An 18,638-nucleotide genomic window follows, 5' to 3' on the forward strand; every position below is an offset into this window, starting at 1 on the left:
TTTCACTGTGTGACTTCAGGGCCGCTCCTATGCACCAGCCAACGCTCAAGGTGGCGCACATCGTTCGTCAGTTTCATCCCGGCGTCGGTGGGCTTGAAAAGTTCGTCATGTCCCTAGTACAAGCGCAGCGCCAGGCGGGCGTCAATGCCCGGGTCATCTCCCTGAACCGTCTGTTTCATCAACACCATGCTCCCTCTCTGCCGCAAAATGAGATCATCGAAGGCATCGAGGTGAAACGCATCGGATACCAGGGCAGTTACAAATACCCCATCGCTCCCGGGGTCCTGTTTGCCATCAAAGACGCCGACATCGTTCACGTGCACGGCATCGACTTCTTCTTCGATTACCTGTCTGCCACCCGTTGGTTTCACCATAAACCCATGGTAGTCAGCACCCATGGCGGCTTTTTCCACACTCAATTTGCCGCCCGGCTAAAGCGGTTGTATTTTCGTACCATCAGTCGCTGGGCAATGCGAGGCTATGGGCGGGTACTGGCCATCAGCAACGGCGACTTCAGCACCTTCAGGAAAATCTGCGAGCCGGAGCGACTGCTGCTGGTGGAAAACGGCGTCGACATCGACAAGTTTGCCAATGCGGCGGCCCCCAGCCTGACTCGAAACCTGCTGTTTATCGGCCGCTTCTCAGACAACAAACGACTGGATCGGCTGTTGGATACCTTTGCCCGCCTGTGTCAGTACCACGACGACTATCACCTGGATATTGCCGGCCGCGACTGGGACCACAACCTAGGCCGAATGCGCCGGCAGATCTCGGCCCTGGGTCTGCAACAAAGTGTCAAGATTCATATCGGCCTGAGCGATCAGGGCATGACCGAACTGATGCAGCACAACAGCTTTATTACCAGCGCCTCTGAATACGAAGGCTTTGGCCAGACGCTGGTGGAAGGGATGGCCGCCGGGCTGATCCCCATCGCCTCTGACATCGACAGTTTTAAGCGGGTGGTCGACAAAGCCGGCCTGGGCCTGATTCTGGATTTCAGCCGCAGCGACAGCGCCCAGCGCATTCACCAGTTTATTGACCAGTGCCTGGCGCAACCGACCTCCCCCAGGCAGGAGGCGATTCAGGCGGCGCAGCAATTTTCATTCACCCAATGCAGCAACACCATCATTCGAGTGTATCTGGACCTGATCAATCGACATGACATGCCAATGAATAACAACATACTGAATAAAAATTAGGCCGTCGATCTTCACGGCCCTCCACAGGATGTGTACGCGAGTTCTCCGGCGGCGGATGGCTATCCGTCACCGCCGGTGAGCGCAGACTCAACAGCGAACACCTAAGGAGCACACCATGCCACAGCACGTGCTGGTGACCGGCGGCGCAGGCTACATCGGTTCCATTTTGGTTCCCAAGTTACTGGCCCGGGGCGACACCGTCACCGTTATCGACTCCCTGATGTGGGGCATCGGTCCCATGCTGTCATTCCTGGGGCACCCCAACCTCAGCGTCGACTACAACGATGCCCGCAAGGAATCCAACCTTCGCCAGCACCTGAAGCGGGCAGACACCGTCATCAACCTGGCCGCCATTGTGGGCTACCCCGCTTGCCAGCATCACCCGACCACCGCCAAAGAAACCAACATCGGTGTGGTGGCCAGCCTGGCCCGGCACATGAGCCCCTCTCAGCAGTTGATTCAGGCCTCCACCGGTTCCACCTATGGCGCGGTTGAGGAGCTGTGCACCGAAGACACCCCCATTAACCCCCTGACGTTGTACGGGGAAACCAAAGCGGAAGCGGAAAAATACGTGCTGGATGCCCAGGGCGTTCCACTGCGATTCGCCACCGTGTTTGGGGTGTCGCCACGAATGCGGCTGGATCTGCTGGTCAACGACATCGTGCACCAGGTGGTGCATAACCGCACCTTTGTTATGTATGAAGGCCACGCCCGGCGTACCTTCCTGCACAGCACCGATGCCGCCAACAGCATCCTGTTCAGCATCGACCATTACGATCAGATGAAAGGCCGGCCTTATAACGTCGGCGATGAGTCTCTCAACTTCACCAAGCTGGAGATCGCCCAGATGGTGAAGCAGCAGTTTGACTACTATCTGCATCAGGCGGAATTTGGCGAAGATCTGGATAAACGAGACTACGCCGTCAGTTACCAGCGCATTCGCTCTCTGGGTTACCGCGCCAGTGTCAGCATGGAGCACGGCATCGCCGAACTGCTGAAGGCCTGCCCGCTGATCAAACCCTTCTCCATCTATCGAAACTTTTAAGGAGCCGCCCATGATGCAGGATGACATTCCCTGGTCCCGACCCGAGGTCGGCGATGATGAACTCAATGCCATTGCCGCCGCCTTTAAGGATGACTGGCTCACCATGGGCCCGAGAGTCGCTCGCTTTGAACAGGCCATGGCGCAGCGAATGCAGGTAGAGCACGCCGTTGCCGTTTCCAGTGGTTCGGTCGCCCTGGATATCGCCCTGAAGGTGCTGGGCGTCGGTCCCGGGGACGAAGTCATCGTCCCCGCCATCACCTACTTTGCCACCGCCGCCGCGGTCTCCCGAGTCGGTGCCACGGCGGTGTTTGTCGACGTCGACAGCCGCAACCTGAGTCTCAACCCTCAGTTGATTCTGGAGGCGGTCTCACCACGCACCAAAGGACTGGTGTACATCGACTATGGCGGCTTACCCGCAGACAGCCAGCGGCTCATCGAGCTGGCAGACCAGCTGGGACTGTTTGCGCTGCAGGACGCAGCCCATTCCCTTGGCGGCCGCTACCAGTCTGCGCCTCTGGGCAGTCAGGCCAGCATCAGTACCATGAGTTTTCACATGGCCAAGACCATGACCACCATCGAAGGGGGCATGATTTTCGCCCACAATCAGGCCGATGCCGATGCCATGAGGGTGTATCGCAACCAGGGCGAGTCCGGTAAATACCTGCACGCCAGGCTGGGATACAACGCCAGAATGAACGACATCATGGCGGCAGTAGGCTTAAGCCAGCTCGGAAAACTGGATCGTTTTCTGGAAGGGCGCCGCCGAGTGGCCGACGCCTACCAACGCCACTTTGATGCCGCCGGCATCGACACCCTCGCCAATCCGATTGCCAATAGTGACGCCGCCCACTTTCTGTACACCATACTGATCGACGATCGGGATCAAGTGGCTCAGGAGTTGAAGCACCAAGGCATCGATACCCGAATCTGTTACCCCATGCCGCTGTACCGCCAGGAGGTGTATGCCAACGGGCACGCTCCCTGTCGGGCCCTGCCCTGCCCGGTGTCCGAGGCCGTGTCGCAGCGGGTACTGAATCTGCCGCTGTTTCCCTCCATGAGCCAGGCCCAGATCGATCGGGTGGTGCAGGCGGTGGAGCGGCAGCACCGGCAGCGGCTGGTCAGTGGCTTGTAGCCAGTCTGGACTGGGCTGACCGGGGTAAAGCCAGTATGCTGAAGTCAGGCAACGAACAACGGGTGGGGTCACTATGGAGCGACTCGATACTCTGGTGGTGGGCGCCGGAGTCGTGGGGCTGGCCATAGCCCGTCGACTGGCGAAGGCAGGCCACCGGGTCACGATTCTTGAACAAGAGGGAGCCATTGGCACCGGCATCAGTTCGCGCAACAGCGAGGTAATTCATGCCGGCTTATACAACCCCAGTCACTGGCTAAAAACCCGCCTCTGTATTCGAGGCCGTCAGCTGCTGTATCGCTATCTGGAGCAAAGAGGGCTGCCACACCGACGCTGCGGCAAACTGGTGGTGGCAACCACCCCGCAGCAAGTGCCGCAATTGCAAGCATTGCTCGAGCTGGGGCAGGCCAACGGCGTGAGCGATCTGCGCCTGCTCAGTGCCGGTGAGGCCGGTGCACTTGAGCCGGCACTGCGCTGTCATGGTGCCCTGCTCAGTCCCTCCACCGGCATCCTCGATGCCCACCAGTTCATGTTGGCGTTACTGGCCGATGCCGAAGCCAGCGGTTGTGATCTGGCGTTGCAACAGGGAATGGCGTCGGCCCGGGCCCTGCAACACGGCTTTGAGGTGACTCTCAATGACGGCTACCGGGTAGGTTGCCAGACTCTGGTTCTGGCCACCGGGCTCAATGGCATCCGTGCCCTGCGCAGCGTCTCCGGTATCCGCCAGCCCCAGGTGAGAACCGCCTTTGCCAAGGGCAACTACTACCGACTCAGCGCCGCGTCTCCGTTTCGGCGCTTAATCTACCCTCTGCCCGAACCCGGCGGACTGGGTATCCACCTGACTCTGGATCTGGACGGCCATGCCCGCTTCGGCCCCAATGTGGAGTGGTGCCAGTCACCGCAGTCCATGCAGGCCAGTTCCGGTCTGGCGAACGCATTTTGTGAGGCGATTCGAGCGTATTGGCCCGATGCCGATGCCACACTATTGCAGCCCGACTACGCCGGCATTAGGCCAAAGTTAAGTGGTCCGGGAGAGCCGGCGCAGGACTTTGCTTTCTGGGGGCCCACTCAGGTGGGCGGCGCCAACCTGGTGGCTTTGGGCGGGATCGAATCGCCGGGACTCACCAGCGCCCTGGCCATCGCCGAGCACGTTCAGGCGCTGCTGACGCCCGCCTAAACCAAAGAGCAGATCAGCCGAAACTGGTAATAGCCGTCGGCTTTGCCCAGGTACGCCAGTTTGGCGCGCTCGCCATCGGACTCAAAGATCGCCTCGTCGCCCACTTCAAAGTTGGCCCGGCGGCCTGCCAGGCTGGTGGTGATGCGGGAGCCAAACTCGCTGGTCACCGAAAAGGTAACGTCGTCCCCGCACAGGGAGGCGGCCTTTTTCTGCGGCAGGATAAAGTCGGGAAAACTGTTGATTTGGGCCAAACGCTCTTTTTCCGCCAGCCACAGAAAGTTGCTCTCAATGGCATTTGAGAAATAACTGACCTGGTTCAGGTTGGCACTCAACCGGTTGCCCAGAACGGTAATGTTATCGACCACAGACGACAGTTCCGGCGTGTTCTCCTGCAGCCGAGCCAGTTTGTCTAACTCTTTGAGCAGGGCCTGCTGATCGGACTCCACATTGCTGGAGACTTTACGCACCTCAGAGTTGATGAGGTCCACCGGTTGACTGTTGATGTAGCTCGATACCTCTGCGGCACTGATCCCCAGCATCACTCCGGCCAACACCATTATCGTCCCGTTAAACGCCCGATTCATTACTGCTCTCCCTGTCGTCATACTTCAGTTCATCCTTGAACTGCGGTGGCCGTCACCGTCAGATTGGGTCGGGTTCCGGTCGATGGTTGGCTGCAGGTCCTCTGCTGCCAACATCATTGTGTCATAGCTGCGACTGACAACAAGGTCAAACGACGCAGAGTATCCGATGTACTACAGGATAACGGGCAAGATTCCGCCGCTTCTCCCCTTTATTATCAGTCAAATACCCTGGGGCAGGCACCATAGTCATTAAAAGCCGGATCCCAGCGACGCACGTCGTTGGCGCGCCGCCAGCGGCTGTGGAAGAACTCCATCAGGCAAACGCCCGAATCCAGCTGCACCAGAAAGGTGTCGTGCTCCTGAACCTGGTCATAGGGCGGATAGTCGCGACTCGACGGCCAGCGGACACTGCCCAGGGCTGCGGCTTCGTGGTCCCAGAAGGCCTCGACGCTGTCCCAACGGCTGAGGGACTGATTCCAGACCTGCCACTGCGCCTGCTCCACCTTGATTTGACCATGATGATCGCCCGGCTGGGCCTGTGCCAGGGTGCACCAGCACCCAAGAAGAATGATCAGCAACCGTTTCATTGGCTTCTCCTCTCTGTCGCGACCAAACTAGAACGCCTGGGCCTGGTCGGCCGAATCGGACTGACGGGGATCGCCACCATACTCATTGGCGCCGTGCTGGCCACTGAGCGCCATAAACACCAGCAGAACGATCACACCAACAATGGGAATCAACAGCAGCAGTAACCACCAGCCACTGCGATCGGTATCGTGAAGGCGACGAACCGCCACCGCCAGAGTGGGGATCAGCACCGCCAGGGAATACAATGCCCCTAGCAGGCCAGTGCCCGTTTCCGGATCAAAGGTGCCCATGCTGGTGTCCACCAAGGCCAGTGCAATTGCAATGAGCACATTGAACAGCACAAAAAACCAGTACTCGCGACGACGAGCCCGGCCTCTAAATACCGCGTACTTTTTCAGAACAGTCAGATACCAATTCATCTCAATTCCCTTTAATACCCTCACCCGGGTGCGGCCCGGGGCCGTCAACCAACGCCTTGACGTCAACGCTGACGCCAGAACCGGTCGCCCGGTTGCCAAGGCGTCGGCTCCAACGCTTTCAGCAGTCCGCCACAGCCGCGAAACAACGGCAACCGGCGCCAGTCTGACACGCCATTGGGCGTCTGGCTGTCAAACCAGCGCCCGGCAAAATGCACAAAGGCGTGCGGAACCAAGCGTCGTATGTAAAAGATCTGGGCCGACGGACATTGCTGGTTCACCAGCTGGGCCCAATCAAAACATCGTCCCCGATTAATGGCATCCGGTGTGATACGCCAGCGGCGGCACACCCTTCCGGTAACCCCTTCAAAGGCCATCCTGGCCCTCCTTGGTGCTTCACTACACAGGTCGTATAAATTTGCACCACCTCGAGGCCAAGGTCAATCTCCTTAAGCCCTATCAATGACCTAGGCGGAAACCCTGCCGAAGGAGGCCATTTTGGCCTCCAACTTAAGGGCTCCTTAAGCTGTGATTACGTCAAAATTTTATTCATCACTGATACAAAAGCTTAGGCCGTTATTCGACCAAAGCCAGTTTCAACGGCCGAGCAAGGCCGGTCAAATTTTCTACACTAGGAGCTCATCTAAAGGAATAGACCCCGCTCGGTACGCAAAGGGGAGAGAATACGTCGTCGAGCAAGGAATGCGCTGTGTTACTCCGACAAGGACAGCTGCATGAACAGACTCAAGTACGCCGCCGACTGCATGAAACTGGCAGCCGACCATCAGGGATTGGGTAACCACTCTGAAGCCGGGTTCTGGCTGAAGGTGTCTATCATGATTCGAAAAGGGGAAGTGAATACGGTGGAGCAGCTGGATCAGCTTTCTGAGGCCATCAACAAGCTGCAACAGCCTGCGACCATCTGCGGTCCGGTCACCCGCGCCGCCGGCCAGGCCGCTAGTGTCACCCCCACCACTACGCTGGTGTACCTGGCCCGGTTTAAACGCCGCAATCAGCGCCGACTGCAGGCCTGATGCCCCCGAAAAGCAAAACGCGCACCGACCTCGGTGCGCGTTTTCTTATCAGCCCTGGCCGGCTTCCTTAATCGCCATGGTGATGCGTTTGTCGGATATGGGGTATTTGGTTCCCAGGGTCTGGGCAAAACAGGAGATGCGATACTCCTCAATCATCCAGCGGATCTCCGCCAACTGCGCCGAAGGTGCCACCCCTTTGGGCAATTTATTCAGCGCCGCCTGATAACTCTCCTGCGCCTTCTGGATCTTGATCAGGTGCAACCGATCCCGGTTGGGATCCACCGGCAGTTTCTCCAGCCGACGTTCAACCCCTTTCAGGTAGCGGGCCAGATCATCCAGCCGTTGCCAGCCGGTATCCCGAACAAAGCCCTTATACACCAAGGCATCCAATTGCGCCTGAATGTCGGACATGGCAAAGGCGGTTTGCAGATCCAGTTTCCCTTTCAGGCGTTTTTTGATCTGATGACTCAGGGTCATCACCTGCTCCACCTTGATGGCGATGGCCACCACGGCGTCACCCAACTCACCCCGAACCTGTTCCTTAAGTCGCTCGAACTCGGCAGCCTCACGAACGTCGGTGCCATGCTGGTCAATCAACTGGTCCAGACCACACTGAATGCAGTCGTCGATCAGCAGATCCACCTTGCCAAAGGGATTAAAGTACATCGCCAGCTTGGCTTTGTTGGGCAGTGATTTTTGCAGATACTTGACCGGGTTGGGCACGTTGATCAAGAGCAAACGCCGTAAGCCGGCCCGATTGGTATCGGCGGCCCGCTGCGGATCGTCGAATAACTTGATGGCCACCGACTCGCCGCTGTCCACCAGCGCCGGGTAGGCCTTGACCTTGTAGTTACCCTGGGTGCGTTGATAGCTTTGCGGCAACCGGCCGAAACTCCACTGGGTCAGACCATCGGATTCGATGCCTTTGTCGGCCACCTTGGCAATGGCGGTCTGCACCTTGCCTTGCAACTGATGCTTGAGATCGTGCAGGTCTCGCCCTTGGGCCAGCAGTTTGCCTTTGTGATCCTCGACTTTGAAGTTCATATGCAGATGAGGCGCCAGGGCGGTGAGATCGAAGTCCTCCGGACTGATGCGGGTACCGCTCATGCGCAGCAACTGCTTGCAGACGGCCTCCAGCAGTGGCTGCTCAAACGGCGTCATCGCCTGCAGCACCGCATCGGCGTAGTTGGGGGCCGGCACAAAATTCCGCCGCAGCGCCTTAGGCAGACTCTTGATCAACCCCACCAGTTTGTCGTGTCGCAGTCCCGGCACCAGGTAGTCAAACCCTTCCGCCTGAATCTGGTTGAGCAATGCCAGAGGCACATGCACCGAGACCCCGTCATCGACCTCGCCGGGCTCAAACGCATAGCTCAGCGGCAACTGCACCCCATTCTGGGTCCAGTGATCAGGGAAATCCAGCTTGCCGACGTGATCGGCGTCGCGCTGCATCAGCAGGGCTTTGGAGAAGTTGAGTCGATCGGCATCTTGGCGGCTGGCTTTACTCCACCAGCCTTTGAACAGCTGCCGAGTGTAAATGCCCTCGGGAATCCGCTCCTCGTAGAACGCCTGCAGGGTGGCGTCATCGGCCAGAATGTCGCGGCGTCGGGATTTGTGCTCCAGATCCTCCACTTCGGTGATCAACGCCAGGTTGTCGGTCAGGAAACGTTCGACACTGCCGAGCTCGCCACCAACCAACGCCTGCTGGATAAAGATGGTTCGCGACTCCACCGGATCGATGGGACCGTATTGCAGCTTGCGTTTGGGCACCACGATGACCCCAAACAACGACACCTGCTCATAAGCCATCACCGACCCGGGTTTCTGCTCCCAATGGGGCTCGGAGTAGCTGCGTTTCAGCAGGTTCTCGGCCAGCGGCTCCACCCATAACGGGTCGATCTTGGCCACCATGCGGGCAAACAGGCGGCTGGTTTCCACCAACTCGGCCGCCATCACCCACTTAGGCGGCTTCTTAGCCAGAGATGAACCTGGGAAGATGTGGAAGCTGCTGTTGCGGGCACCCTTGAAGTGTCCTTCCGGATCCTTGCTGCCGATGTGAGACAACAACCCCGCCAGCAAGGACTTGTGTACCGCCTCGTAGCCGGCTCGTTCACCAACACTGAGGCTCAACCCCAGATCCGACAGTGAATGTCGCAACTGGCTGTAGAGATCCTGCCACTCGCGAATCCGCAGGTAGTTCAAAAAGTCGCTGCGGCACTGGCGCCGGAACTGGTTGGTCGACAACTCCGCCCGCTGTTCCTTCAGGTAATCCCACAGGTTAAGCAGGGCGGTAAAATCGGATTCTTTATCGGCAAAGCGGCGGTGCTTTTCATCCGCCTGCTGCTGCTTGTCCATGGGCCGCTCACGCGGATCCTGAATGGACAGGGCGCTGGCGATCACCATCACCTCATGGACGCAGCCGTTGGGCTGAGCCGCCAGGATCATTCGTGCCAGACGCGGGTCGATGGGCAGTCGTGCCAGTTGTCGGCCCTGCTTGGTCATTCTGGGCTGCCGCGCTTTCAGCTCGATGGCTCCGAGTTCCTCCAGCAAGCGCACACCGTCGTTGATGTGACGGCTGTCCGGCGGCTGCACAAACGGGAAGGCGCTGATGTCTCCCAGCCCCAACGCCAGCATCTGCAGGATCACCGACCCCAGGTTGGTGCGCAGAATCTCCGGATCGGTAAACTCGCTGCGATTGGTGAAATCCTCCTCAGAATAGAGGCGGATGCAGATCCCTTCCGATACCCGGCCACAACGACCGGCACGCTGATTGGCGCTGGCCTGGGAGATGGCCTCGATAGGCAGGCGCTGCACCTTGGTGCGGTAACTGTAGCGGCTGATGCGGGCGGTACCGGGGTCAATGACGTATTTGATCCCCGGAACCGTCAACGAGGTCTCAGCCACGTTAGTGGACAGCACGATGCGTCGGCCGGTATGGGAAGCGAAGATTCTCGCCTGCTCCGCATGAGACAAGCGGGCAAACAGCGGCAGAATCTCGGTATCCCGCAGGTTGCGACGTCGCAACGCATCGGCGGTGTCACGAATCTCACGTTCACCGTTCATGAAAATCAGGATGTCACCCAGGCCTTCCCGACACAGCTCGTCCACCGCCAGGAAGATCCCCTCCAGTTGGTCGAGATCCCGCTCCTCATCACGGGCCAGCGGCCGGTAACGCATCTCCACCGGGTAGGTACGGCCGGAGACTTCGATCACCGGCGCCTTGTCGAAGTGGTTGGAGAAGCGATCGACGTCGATGGTGGCCGAGGTGATGATCACCTTAAGATCCGGGCGCTGCGGCAGCAGTTGCTTCAGGTAACCGAGAATAAAGTCGATGTTGAGGCTGCGTTCGTGGGCCTCATCGATGATCAGGGTGTCGTATTGATCCAGACGGCGGTCATGCTGAATCTCCGCCAGCAGGATACCGTCGGTCATCAGCTTGACGTAGCTGTCGTCGGAGGTTTGATCGGCAAACCGAACCTTAAAACCGACGTGCTTACCCAGCGGGCTGTTCAGTTCATCGGCAATGCGACTGGATACCGCCCGCGCCGCCAGGCGCCGAGGCTGAGTATGGCCAATCAGGCCACGGGTGCCCCGCCCCAGTTCCATGCAGATTTTGGGTAACTGGGTGGTCTTACCGGAGCCGGTCTCGCCGGCCACAATCACCACCTGGTGGCTGGCAATGGCCGCCGCAATTTCATCCCGTTTGTCGCTGACCGGCAAATTGGGGTAATCGATGTTCGGCAGGTTGCTGCGCCGCTTCGCCACCTTTTCCTGACTGGTTTGACACAGGGTCTGCAACTGGGTCTGAATCGACTCCCGCTTGCCCGGGTCTTTGATTTTTTTCATGCCACTGAGTCGACGCCGAATGGTGGCGGCATCGCGTTGCAGGCACTGCGCTAACTGATCAGGGGAGAACGGGTTACTCAAGTTGGGCGTCCGATGGCTTAATGGAATCGAAGGATTTTAGCAGCTTGGCGGCCGCTTCTGAATCTTTGATGCCTGGCAAATGCCATGGTCGAATAAGTTTTGTGCGGCCAGGGCCGGCGGACTTGGCAGCGCCAGGGCCGTCGGTTAGGGTGAGACATTCGCTGACTGACGATCGATAACCATGCCCCTGGGACTGCTTTTCACCCTGGCTCTGCTGCCCTTGTTGTTGCTCGGCCCGCTGCTGAGCCGCTGGCCACAACTGCTGCTATTCTGGCTCGGTGCCAGCCTGGTTGCCTTTTTGGCCTACGCCATCGATAAACGTCGAGCCCGGCTCGGCCAATGGCGGATTCCAGAAAAGTGGCTGCAGTTACTGGCCTCCATCGGCGGCTGGTCTGGCGCCCTGCTGGGACAACAATATTGTCGCCATAAAACCCGCAAACTCAGGTTTCAGATTCCGTTCTGGATCATCGGCCTGGTCCAGTGGCTACTGATGGCGGACTGGGGCTGGCTCGGCGGGATCTACAGCCAACGACTGTGGCAAACTGTGATCTCATGGGGTCTTTGATTCATTGCGCAGTTGAAATGCGTCCCACCTTTGCATAGGGTACGGCATAACCAAAGTGAATAGAGAAAAGGCATGACCAATATCGAAGAGCTGATGCGCGATCCCGACAACCGCGCCGCCGCTTCAAAAACCACCCGCCGCTCCATGTTTGTGTTTATTGCCACCTTGCTGGTGATGCTGTACTTCTCCGGCACCACCTCAGGTATTATCGGTGGCGTGCTGTTTCTGGCCATTGGTCTGTTTCTGATCCCCCTGAGCATCGCCGTGCCCTCGTTCATGCTGCAGCGCCAACGTCCAAAGCTTAAGTGGCTGTTCATGGCTCTGGATGTGATTGCTACCGTGGTGGTCACCCGGGCCCTGTATCTGGGCATCTTTGGCTGACCGCGAGCGGTGCCGCGGCACCGCCCACTTCCGGCTTGATCATTTCACTGATTTAACGCACCTTAAACACAGACTTTCGTGACCATTAAGGATGCGCTGGTGAAACTTCAACTGATTGGCCTGACCCTGCTGGCCCTGCTGATGGGCTGTCAGGCGACCCCAGGTGACAGCCACGACGAGGCGACCGTGCTCGCCGACACCGCCCACAACGCTCGCAATGCTCTGGACTGGCCAGGCACCTACGTCGGCACCCTGCCCTGCGCCGATTGCGATGGCGTTGACACCGAACTGACCCTGAACCCCGACGGCAGCTACCACCTGCAACAGCACTTCCTCGGCCGGCGCAGCAAAGGCAGCCGCTACTCCGGAAAGTTCCAGTGGAACCCCGCCGGCAATCGCGTGACCCTGTTTCGGGATGGCGCGGCACCGGCGCACTATTTCGTGGCTGAGAATCGGATCCTCAGGCTGGACAACCAGGCCAAGCGCATCGAAGGACCCAACGCAGACCAATACGTGCTGCAAAAGCGCCCCTGACGGCCCGAGCGCAAGACCGGCACCTAAAAAAAACAGCCCGGCAAGCCGGGCTGTTTTGAGTTTTACTGGCCCGCAATTAGCGAACGATGGGATCCAGGGTCAACTCCACTCGGCGGTTTTTAGCGCGGCCGGCTTTGTTGATGTTGTCAGCGATGGGGCGTGACTCGCCGTAACCGATGGCCGCCACCCGCTGGTAAGGGATCTGCTGGTTAACCAGGTAATGTGCCACGCTGCGAGCCCGGCGGTCGGACAGCGCCTGGTTGTAGGCCGCCTCACCAATGCTGTCGGTATGGCCAGCCACGGTCACCAGGGTATTTTCAAACTCCTTCAGCACCAAGGCCACCGAGTTCAAGGTTGGGTAAAACTGACTCTTTACCTGATCCTGGTTGGTATCGAAAGTGACGTTGCCAGGCATGTTGAGGATGATCTGGTCACCGACGCGAGTGACGCTAACACCGGTTCCTTCCAATTGCTGACGCAATTTCATCTCCTGCTGGTCCATGTAGTAACCCACAGAGCCTCCGGCCAGCCCGCCGATGCCGGCGCCAATCAACGCCCCTTTACCACGATCGCTCTTGCTGGATACCGCCGCACCGATAATGGCCCCGGTGATGACACCAATGCCGGTTCCTACGGTGGCATTGGAGGTTTTTTGTTCACGGGTGTAGGGATCCGTGGTGGCGCAGCCACTCAGCCCCAGAATGACGGCAAGACTCAAGCTCGCCATGCGTAATGATCGGTTCATCGTTGTTTCCCCAATAACAATTCAACTGCTTTCACCAGGCACAGTGGCCATCTGGCGAAATGAATCTGCCTTAGTTCTGTGTGTTTTCCATCCACAGTTAAGGCCGGACCAAAGTCACTGTGGGCCAGTATACCAACTCAGGTCCACCGCTGTCTGACTGGAATTCGCCCCCCCGGGCCAAAGGGTTAATAACCCGCCGCTTGACCGTCTTTGCGGCTCTCGGAGGCCCCCACGTAACTGCCGTTATCCGCATCCCACATGATGGCCTGATAACCGCCATAACTGCCTGAGTTTTCTTGCAATCGGTGGCCGCGCTGCACCAATTCACGCCGAGTGTCGGCCGAGAAGCCGTTCTCCAGTGACACGCTGCCACCGTCGCTCATGATCTCGCCCGTCGGCTGACTGGAGCCGGTATGCAGAATCCGTGGCGCGTCTCCGGCTTCCTGCAGGTTCATGCCAAAGTCGATGAGATTAATCAGAATCTGGGCGTGAGCCTGAGGCTGGGTGGCACCACCCATAACGCCGAAACTGAGCCAGGGCTTGCCCGCCTTGGTCACAAAGGCGGGAATAATGGTATGAAACGGCCGCTTGCCTGGCGCATAACTGTTGGCCTGCCCCGGAGTCAGGTTAAACAGCTCGCCCCGATCCTGAAGCACAAACCCCAGCCCCTCGGGGGTCATACCCGACCCCATGCCGCGGTAATTGCTCTGAATCAGAGACACCATGTTGCCGTGGCGATCGGCGGTGGTCAGATAGATGGTATCGCCATGGTTCAGGGCCGGATTACCCGGGTCCACCGACTTGGCGGCCCGCTGGGGATCAATCTGTTGCCGCCGCTCTCGAGCGTAAGACTCCGACAACAGCTCGGACACCGGCACCTCGGCAAACGCCATGTCGGCGTAGAACTTGGCCCGATCGGCAAAGGCCAGTTTCTTGGCCTCGACAAAGGTGTGCACATAGTCGGCGCTGTCTCGGCCCATGGCCGCCAAGTCATAGCCTTCGAGCATTTTCAGAATCTGCTGCGCCGCAATCCCCTGCCCATTGGGCGGCAACTCCCACAGCTCATAGCCGCGGTAGCTCACCTTGACCGGGGTCACCCATTCACTGCGATGACTGGCCAGGTCTTCATAACTGAGAAAACCGCCATTGTCCTTCATGTAGGCGTCGATGCGTCGGGCAATCTCCCCCTTGTAGAAACCATCCCGGCCGTCACGAGCCAGAATTTTGTAGCTGTAGGCCAGGTCCGGATTGCGGAAAATCTCCCCTTTGGCCGGCATGCTGCCATCGGCCATGAAGGTCTGTTTAAACCCCGGGTACTGACCAAGCTTCGACGCACTGCGCTCGAGGTAATAGGCAATCAGCTCGGTCACCGGAAATCCCTGCTCGGCATAATGAATCGCCGGTGCCAACAGGGTGGCCATGGGCAGCTTGCCAAATTTACCGTGCAGCTCAAACCAGCCATCCACGGCGCCGGGTACCGACACCGGCAACGGCCCGTAAGCGGGAATCCGGCTTAGCCCTCGCCGTTCAAACTCCTTCAGCGTCAGGCTGCGGGGACTGCGACCGGAACCATTAAGCCCATGCAGTTGCTGACTGTCCGCATCCCAGACGATGGCAAACAGATCGCCGCCGATGCCACTGCCGGTAGGCTCAACCAGCCCCAGCATGGCATTGGCGGCAATGGCGGCATCCACGGCGGTACCGCCTTGTTTCAAGATGTCCAGAGCCACCTGGGTGGCCAGAGGCTGGCTGGTGGCGGCCATGCCGTTTTGCGCCAGTACCTCTGAGCGGGAGGCAAAATGATGCCCGGTCACCCGATCGAAGCCATAGCCGGAAGGCACCAGCAGGGAACCGAGCACTAAACTGACGGTTGCGAGGGTCTTTTTCATTGTCCTTATTGCTCCTCAAAATGGATCCGTGGAGCACACAGGCTAACACTGCGATAAGGTGAGAAAACATCGGCAGGAGCAACATAAGTATGCATAACTGTTACAAAGCGTTACGCACTTAGTGCCAAGGTGACTAACCTGATACGCCGGCTGCCTGGACAGCCGGCATTTGAATTATACGGCGTTCCTGAAGCAGGATTTCAGGTGGCCGCTGATGGCGGTCAGCACTCGGGAACGATCAATGATGCCCACCACCTTACCCTCGTCGACGACAGGATAGATTTTCGGCTTTTGACCCAACATGATTTCCGCCAGCCCCAGTACCGAATCTTCCGGGCTCACCGACAGCACCTCATCACGCATGCAATCGGCTACCGTGGCAGTAATGTCGCAGTGGTAACTGCTTTTCAACAGCACCGACAGGCAGTCCTGTTCAGACACAAACCCCACCAATTTGTGGTTGCCGTCCACCACAGGGGCGCCGGGCTGACGCGCCTCCAGCAACGTGTCCACCGCTACCGACAGTGACATCTCCGGTGTCAGCCAGACCGGATGCCGTTCCATGTAATCTTTCACTTTGACCGATTCCATCATATCCCCTTGAGTGTGGTGACTTTCTGTAACCATAGCGCTTACATGCGGGTTTTGCCTCAGGGAGAAAAAAGATTCGCCCAATCTGAATGTACGATTAGATTGCCGACGGCTCAGGAGGCTCTTCCCAACTGATATCGAGCCTTGCTCGGGCAGGGTCCAAACCCGCCACTTCGATCACATTCCTCAAAAACCCAACGGCGCCACTGTGCGTTGACACACCCATTCGCATTGAGGCCGTTAACGCGATTGTTACCTTTGGCCATCCAATAACAACGCACGGCACAAGCCGCAACGACTGGGAGAGAATGATGGCCCCCTTCATACCAAGAAACACCCTAGCCGGCGTTTTCAGCGCCGAGCGACCTTGCTGGTTGATTCGCAGCAGACACTTAAGCTAACTACTGCCCGCATTGAGCTTCGCCGCAACCGCCTCGGTCACCGCCCGCACCAGAGCAGGCGGCTGTTGATAGCCGTGCACCGCGAACACGCCCACAGGCTCGGTGGTGTAGCCCGGCAGCAGGGGAATCAAACTGGCTTGTCGCTGCATCAGAAAGGTGGGCACCCGGGCAACCCCAAGTCCGGCGCTCGCCAGGGCCAGGACACTGGGCAGATCCTTGGCGCGCACGCTGGGGGTAAAGCACAGTTGCTTGTGCTCTCCTTTAGGGCCTACCAGGTGACATACCACCTGACTGGCCTCCCAACCGTTGGCCACATAGTGATCCTGACGCACGCAGCCCTGGGCCATTGCCAGAGTTTCGCGAAACTGGCCGATGCGCCTCTGCTTCAGACTGCTGCTGGGCATCTTGCCGACCCGGATGGCCAGATCCACCCCTTCAGACACCAGGTCGACTTGCGTGTCCTCGGTCACCAGCTCGGGTTCAATGGCGGGATGGGCGATCACCAAAGCGGCCAATGCCGCAGCAACGGGCTCCATCAGGGCGTGGGGCAGACTGATGCGAATGGGGCCCGCCAGGGTACCGCTGCTCTCCCTGGCCCGATCCCAGGCCAGAGACACCCTGTCACCGATGTCACAACATTGGCGGTAGAACTCCCGGCCGGTGGGGGTGAGCACCTGGGAGCGGGTGGTGCGTTGCAGCAACTGGGTGCCCAGGGCCCCCTCCAGAGATTTCAGGTGCTGGCTGAGCACCGATTTGGACAGCCCCAATGCCTCAGAGGCCGAAGTGAAGGAGCCTTTGTCCACCAGGGTGCGAAACAGCATCATCTGTCGCAAGTGATCCATTGCCACCGCCTTTGTTTAATTTAATTAAACAATATGTTCTCTTTTGCCCTGTTTTTCAAACTTAATTGTCATCCTATTCTGGCCTCAGTTGAAACCGATGAGGAACACCCGATGAGCCATGATGTGATTGATGCCGTGAAACAGGCCAGTGAGCGATGGAAGGCCGCTTTTAACCGCGGCGACGCCGCAGGCTGTGCCGCCCAGTATGAACCGGATGCGATAATGCACGCCCGCCCCTTCGGCACCTTCGAAGGGCGCGACGCCATCGAAGGGTTCTGGCGCCAACTGATCGCCGACGGCTTTGCCGAGGTGGAGTACATCGAGCCTCAGTTGACCCAGGTGGATGAAAACAGCGCCCTACTCACCTCTGGCTGGAACATGAATAACGCCAAAGGGGTGATTCACCGTGAACTGTGGGTGCTGGGTAGCGACGGAAAGGCACGGCTGCGCGAAGACGACTTCGAAGCCCTGGCCTAAAAAGTGAGGCCGGTGTATCACCGGCCTCCACGGTTATTCGTCCCAGATCTTCACCGACACCTGGCCGTCGGTGCCGACGCTGGCGCGATACATGCCACCGGTGTTGTAGGGCATGGCGATGTTGCCCTTGGTGTCCATCACGATCACGCCACCGGTTCCTCCGGCTGGCAACAGCACCTCATCGATCACCGTTCGCGACGCCGTATCGATGCTGACCCCCTGATACTTGACCCGGGCACAGATGTCGGCGGCGACGTTGTAGCGAATAAAATACTCGCCATGGCCAGTGGCAGACACCGCACAACTGCGGTTGTCGGCGTAGGTACCGGCGCCAATCACTGGCGAGTCGCCGATGCGGCCCCAGCGCTTGGCGGTCATGCCGCCGGTGGAGGTGGCCGCCGCCAGGTTGCCTTGCTGATCCAGCGCGACCGCGCCGACGGTGCCGTACTTATAGCGGTCATCGAGCCGATCGACTGCCGCTTTGTAGTCTTTGGTGTGGCGCTGGTTATCCATGATCTTCTCTTTGGCCCGCAGCAACCCCTGGTAACGGCCCTGAGTATCAAAATAGTGATTGGGCACCAACTCCAGCCCCTGCTCCAGGGCAAACTCCACCGCACCGGCGCCGGAAAGCATGACGTGGGGCGAATCGGTCATCACCCGGCGCGCCAATTCAATCGGGCTCTTGACCTGGCGTACGCCGGCCACGGCGCCCGCTTCCAGGGTTCGGCCATCCATGATAGAAGCATCCAGTTCGTGCGCTCCCTCATAGGTATACACCGCGCCCACACCGGCGTTGAACAATGGGCTGGCTTCGAGAACCTGCACCGCGCGCTGCACCGCATCCAGGCTGCTGCTGCCCTGCTCGAGCAATGCATGACCGGCCGACACCGCCTCCGCCAGCTTTTCCCGCACCTGGCGCTCGGTCTCAGCCGACATCCTGTCCGGATTGATGGTCCCTGCCCCGCCATGAATGGCGATGGCAATGGGCTGGCCCGCCAAGGCGCCCCAACTGACAGCGGCTGTCAATGTTATGATTCTGGTTAGTGTTTTCATCCCTTACTCAACCCCGGCATTGCCCTAAAAACCCCTACCTTAACATGCCAGTGCATCGACAACC

19 protein-coding genes are annotated in these 18,638 nt (G+C 58.9%); 9 read left to right on the plus strand and 10 right to left on the minus strand.

Features of this window, described 5'->3' with window-relative positions:
• Positions 1-29: 29 nt before the first annotated feature.
• From H598_RS24170 to H598_RS0112000, 4 genes are all read left to right on the plus strand, one after another.
• Positions 30-1,199: a glycosyltransferase family 4 protein gene (locus tag H598_RS24170; protein ID WP_051252691.1), complete on the plus strand. Its 1,170-nt coding sequence runs from the start codon at positions 30-32 to the stop codon at positions 1,197-1,199.
• Positions 1,200-1,314: 115 nt separating this feature from the next.
• A complete protein-coding gene (locus H598_RS0111990; protein WP_028113231.1) occupies positions 1,315-2,244 on the plus strand; it encodes an NAD-dependent epimerase/dehydratase family protein in 930 nt (309 codons plus the stop codon).
• A 10-nt stretch (positions 2,245-2,254) separates the two neighbouring features.
• The gene (locus H598_RS0111995) at positions 2,255-3,376 is read left to right on the plus strand and encodes a DegT/DnrJ/EryC1/StrS family aminotransferase (RefSeq protein WP_028113232.1); all 1,122 of its coding nucleotides are present in this window, start codon (positions 2,255-2,257) and stop codon (positions 3,374-3,376) included.
• Positions 3,377-3,449: 73 nt separating this feature from the next.
• Positions 3,450-4,550: an NAD(P)/FAD-dependent oxidoreductase gene (locus H598_RS0112000; protein ID WP_028113233.1), complete on the plus strand. Its 1,101-nt coding sequence runs from the start codon at positions 3,450-3,452 to the stop codon at positions 4,548-4,550.
• On the opposite strand, the gene H598_RS0112005 is transcribed toward H598_RS0112000, so the two are convergent.
• The 4 genes from H598_RS0112005 to H598_RS0112020 form a co-directional block, all read right to left on the minus strand.
• The gene (locus H598_RS0112005) at positions 4,547-5,134 is read right to left on the minus strand and encodes a hypothetical protein (protein ID WP_156897017.1); all 588 of its coding nucleotides are present in this window, start codon (positions 5,132-5,134) and stop codon (positions 4,547-4,549) included. The genes H598_RS0112000 and H598_RS0112005 overlap by 4 nt on opposite strands.
• Positions 5,135-5,349: 215 nt before the next feature.
• Complete coding sequence (locus H598_RS0112010; protein ID WP_028113235.1) at positions 5,350-5,721, minus strand: hypothetical protein; 372 nt, start codon at positions 5,719-5,721, stop codon at positions 5,350-5,352.
• Positions 5,722-5,748: 27 nt separating this feature from the next.
• Positions 5,749-6,141, minus strand: a complete 393-nt coding sequence (locus H598_RS0112015) for a DUF805 domain-containing protein (protein WP_028113236.1) — start codon at positions 6,139-6,141, stop codon at positions 5,749-5,751.
• A 62-nt stretch (positions 6,142-6,203) separates the two neighbouring features.
• Positions 6,204-6,515, minus strand: coding sequence for a hypothetical protein (locus H598_RS0112020; RefSeq protein ID WP_028113237.1), 312 nt, complete (start codon positions 6,513-6,515; stop codon positions 6,204-6,206).
• A gap of 357 nt (positions 6,516-6,872) precedes the next feature.
• On the opposite strand from H598_RS0112020, the gene H598_RS0112025 reads away from it, so the two are divergent.
• Positions 6,873-7,172, plus strand: a complete 300-nt coding sequence (locus H598_RS0112025; RefSeq protein WP_028113238.1) for a hypothetical protein — start codon at positions 6,873-6,875, stop codon at positions 7,170-7,172.
• 48 nt (positions 7,173-7,220) lie between these two features.
• Here H598_RS0112025 and hrpA read toward each other — a convergent pair whose 3' ends face one another.
• A complete protein-coding gene (gene hrpA / locus H598_RS0112030; RefSeq protein WP_035415851.1) occupies positions 7,221-11,096 on the minus strand; it encodes an ATP-dependent RNA helicase HrpA in 3,876 nt (1,291 codons plus the stop codon).
• 181 nt (positions 11,097-11,277) lie between these two features.
• Between hrpA and H598_RS24175 the strand changes: the two genes are divergently transcribed.
• The 3 genes from H598_RS24175 (at position 11,278) to H598_RS0112045 (ending at position 12,576) form a co-directional block, all read left to right on the plus strand.
• A complete protein-coding gene (locus H598_RS24175) occupies positions 11,278-11,661 on the plus strand; it encodes a DUF1294 domain-containing protein (RefSeq protein WP_035415852.1) in 384 nt (127 codons plus the stop codon).
• A 72-nt stretch (positions 11,662-11,733) separates the two neighbouring features.
• The gene (locus H598_RS0112040; RefSeq protein ID WP_028113240.1) at positions 11,734-12,042 is read left to right on the plus strand and encodes a hypothetical protein; all 309 of its coding nucleotides are present in this window, start codon (positions 11,734-11,736) and stop codon (positions 12,040-12,042) included.
• Positions 12,043-12,141: 99 nt separating this feature from the next.
• Positions 12,142-12,576, plus strand: a complete 435-nt coding sequence (locus H598_RS0112045; protein ID WP_211227291.1) for a copper resistance protein NlpE — start codon at positions 12,142-12,144, stop codon at positions 12,574-12,576.
• A 76-nt stretch (positions 12,577-12,652) separates the two neighbouring features.
• Here the strand turns inward: H598_RS0112045 and H598_RS0112050 are convergent, their stop codons facing one another.
• The 4 genes from H598_RS0112050 to H598_RS0112065 all read right to left on the minus strand — a co-directional run bounded on the left by H598_RS0112050 (position 12,653) and on the right by H598_RS0112065 (position 17,044).
• On the minus strand, positions 12,653-13,321 hold the full coding sequence (locus H598_RS0112050) for a YiaD family glycine zipper/OmpA-like lipoprotein (protein WP_156897018.1): 669 nt from the start codon (positions 13,319-13,321) through the stop codon (positions 12,653-12,655).
• Between the two features lie 185 nt (positions 13,322-13,506).
• Positions 13,507-15,210, minus strand: coding sequence for a gamma-glutamyltransferase (gene ggt, locus H598_RS0112055; protein ID WP_028113243.1), 1,704 nt, complete (start codon positions 15,208-15,210; stop codon positions 13,507-13,509).
• A gap of 174 nt (positions 15,211-15,384) precedes the next feature.
• Positions 15,385-15,801 carry a CBS domain-containing protein gene (locus H598_RS0112060; RefSeq protein WP_028113244.1) on the minus strand — a complete coding sequence of 139 codons (417 nt, stop codon included), beginning with the start codon at positions 15,799-15,801 and terminating at the stop codon, positions 15,385-15,387.
• A gap of 397 nt (positions 15,802-16,198) precedes the next feature.
• Positions 16,199-17,044, minus strand: a complete 846-nt coding sequence (locus H598_RS0112065; RefSeq protein WP_035415853.1) for a LysR family transcriptional regulator — start codon at positions 17,042-17,044, stop codon at positions 16,199-16,201.
• 111 nt (positions 17,045-17,155) lie between these two features.
• Between H598_RS0112065 and H598_RS0112070 the strand changes: the two genes are divergently transcribed.
• The gene (locus tag H598_RS0112070) at positions 17,156-17,521 is read left to right on the plus strand and encodes a YybH family protein (RefSeq protein WP_028113246.1); all 366 of its coding nucleotides are present in this window, start codon (positions 17,156-17,158) and stop codon (positions 17,519-17,521) included.
• Positions 17,522-17,554: 33 nt separating this feature from the next.
• Here H598_RS0112070 and H598_RS0112075 read toward each other — a convergent pair whose 3' ends face one another.
• A complete protein-coding gene (locus H598_RS0112075) occupies positions 17,555-18,574 on the minus strand; it encodes an isoaspartyl peptidase/L-asparaginase family protein (RefSeq protein WP_028113247.1) in 1,020 nt (339 codons plus the stop codon).
• Positions 18,575-18,638 lie beyond the last annotated feature (64 nt).

Source organism: Ferrimonas kyonanensis DSM 18153, from assembly GCF_000425405.1.
Lineage (GTDB): Bacteria > Pseudomonadota > Gammaproteobacteria > Enterobacterales > Shewanellaceae > Ferrimonas > Ferrimonas kyonanensis.

Bases quoted from the DNA above. Each gene is read 5' to 3' on its own strand.
- H598_RS0112060 (WP_028113244.1), bottom strand. From the start codon at position 15,801: ATGGAATCGGTCAAAGTGAAAGATTACATGGAACGGCATCCGGTCTGG.
- H598_RS0112050 (WP_156897018.1), bottom strand. From the start codon at position 13,321: ATGAACCGATCATTACGCATGGCGAGCTTGAGTCTTGCCGTCATTCTG.
- H598_RS0111990 (WP_028113231.1), top strand. From the start codon at position 1,315: ATGCCACAGCACGTGCTGGTGACCGGCGGCGCAGGCTACATCGGTTCC.
- ggt (WP_028113243.1), bottom strand. From the start codon at position 15,210: ATGAAAAAGACCCTCGCAACCGTCAGTTTAGTGCTCGGTTCCCTGCTG.
- H598_RS0112015 (WP_028113236.1), bottom strand. From the start codon at position 6,141: ATGAATTGGTATCTGACTGTTCTGAAAAAGTACGCGGTATTTAGAGGC.
- H598_RS0112020 (WP_028113237.1), bottom strand. From the start codon at position 6,515: ATGGCCTTTGAAGGGGTTACCGGAAGGGTGTGCCGCCGCTGGCGTATC.
- H598_RS24170 (WP_051252691.1), top strand. From the start codon at position 30: ATGCACCAGCCAACGCTCAAGGTGGCGCACATCGTTCGTCAGTTTCAT.
- H598_RS0111995 (WP_028113232.1), top strand. From the start codon at position 2,255: ATGATGCAGGATGACATTCCCTGGTCCCGACCCGAGGTCGGCGATGAT.
- H598_RS0112065 (WP_035415853.1), bottom strand. From the start codon at position 17,044: ATGGATCACTTGCGACAGATGATGCTGTTTCGCACCCTGGTGGACAAA.
- H598_RS0112025 (WP_028113238.1), top strand. From the start codon at position 6,873: ATGAACAGACTCAAGTACGCCGCCGACTGCATGAAACTGGCAGCCGAC.
- H598_RS0112010 (WP_028113235.1), bottom strand. From the start codon at position 5,721: ATGAAACGGTTGCTGATCATTCTTCTTGGGTGCTGGTGCACCCTGGCA.
- H598_RS0112070 (WP_028113246.1), top strand. From the start codon at position 17,156: ATGAGCCATGATGTGATTGATGCCGTGAAACAGGCCAGTGAGCGATGG.
- H598_RS0112040 (WP_028113240.1), top strand. From the start codon at position 11,734: ATGACCAATATCGAAGAGCTGATGCGCGATCCCGACAACCGCGCCGCC.
- H598_RS0112005 (WP_156897017.1), bottom strand. From the start codon at position 5,134: ATGAATCGGGCGTTTAACGGGACGATAATGGTGTTGGCCGGAGTGATG.
- H598_RS24175 (WP_035415852.1), top strand. From the start codon at position 11,278: ATGCCCCTGGGACTGCTTTTCACCCTGGCTCTGCTGCCCTTGTTGTTG.
- H598_RS0112000 (WP_028113233.1), top strand. From the start codon at position 3,450: ATGGAGCGACTCGATACTCTGGTGGTGGGCGCCGGAGTCGTGGGGCTG.
- H598_RS0112075 (WP_028113247.1), bottom strand. From the start codon at position 18,574: ATGAAAACACTAACCAGAATCATAACATTGACAGCCGCTGTCAGTTGG.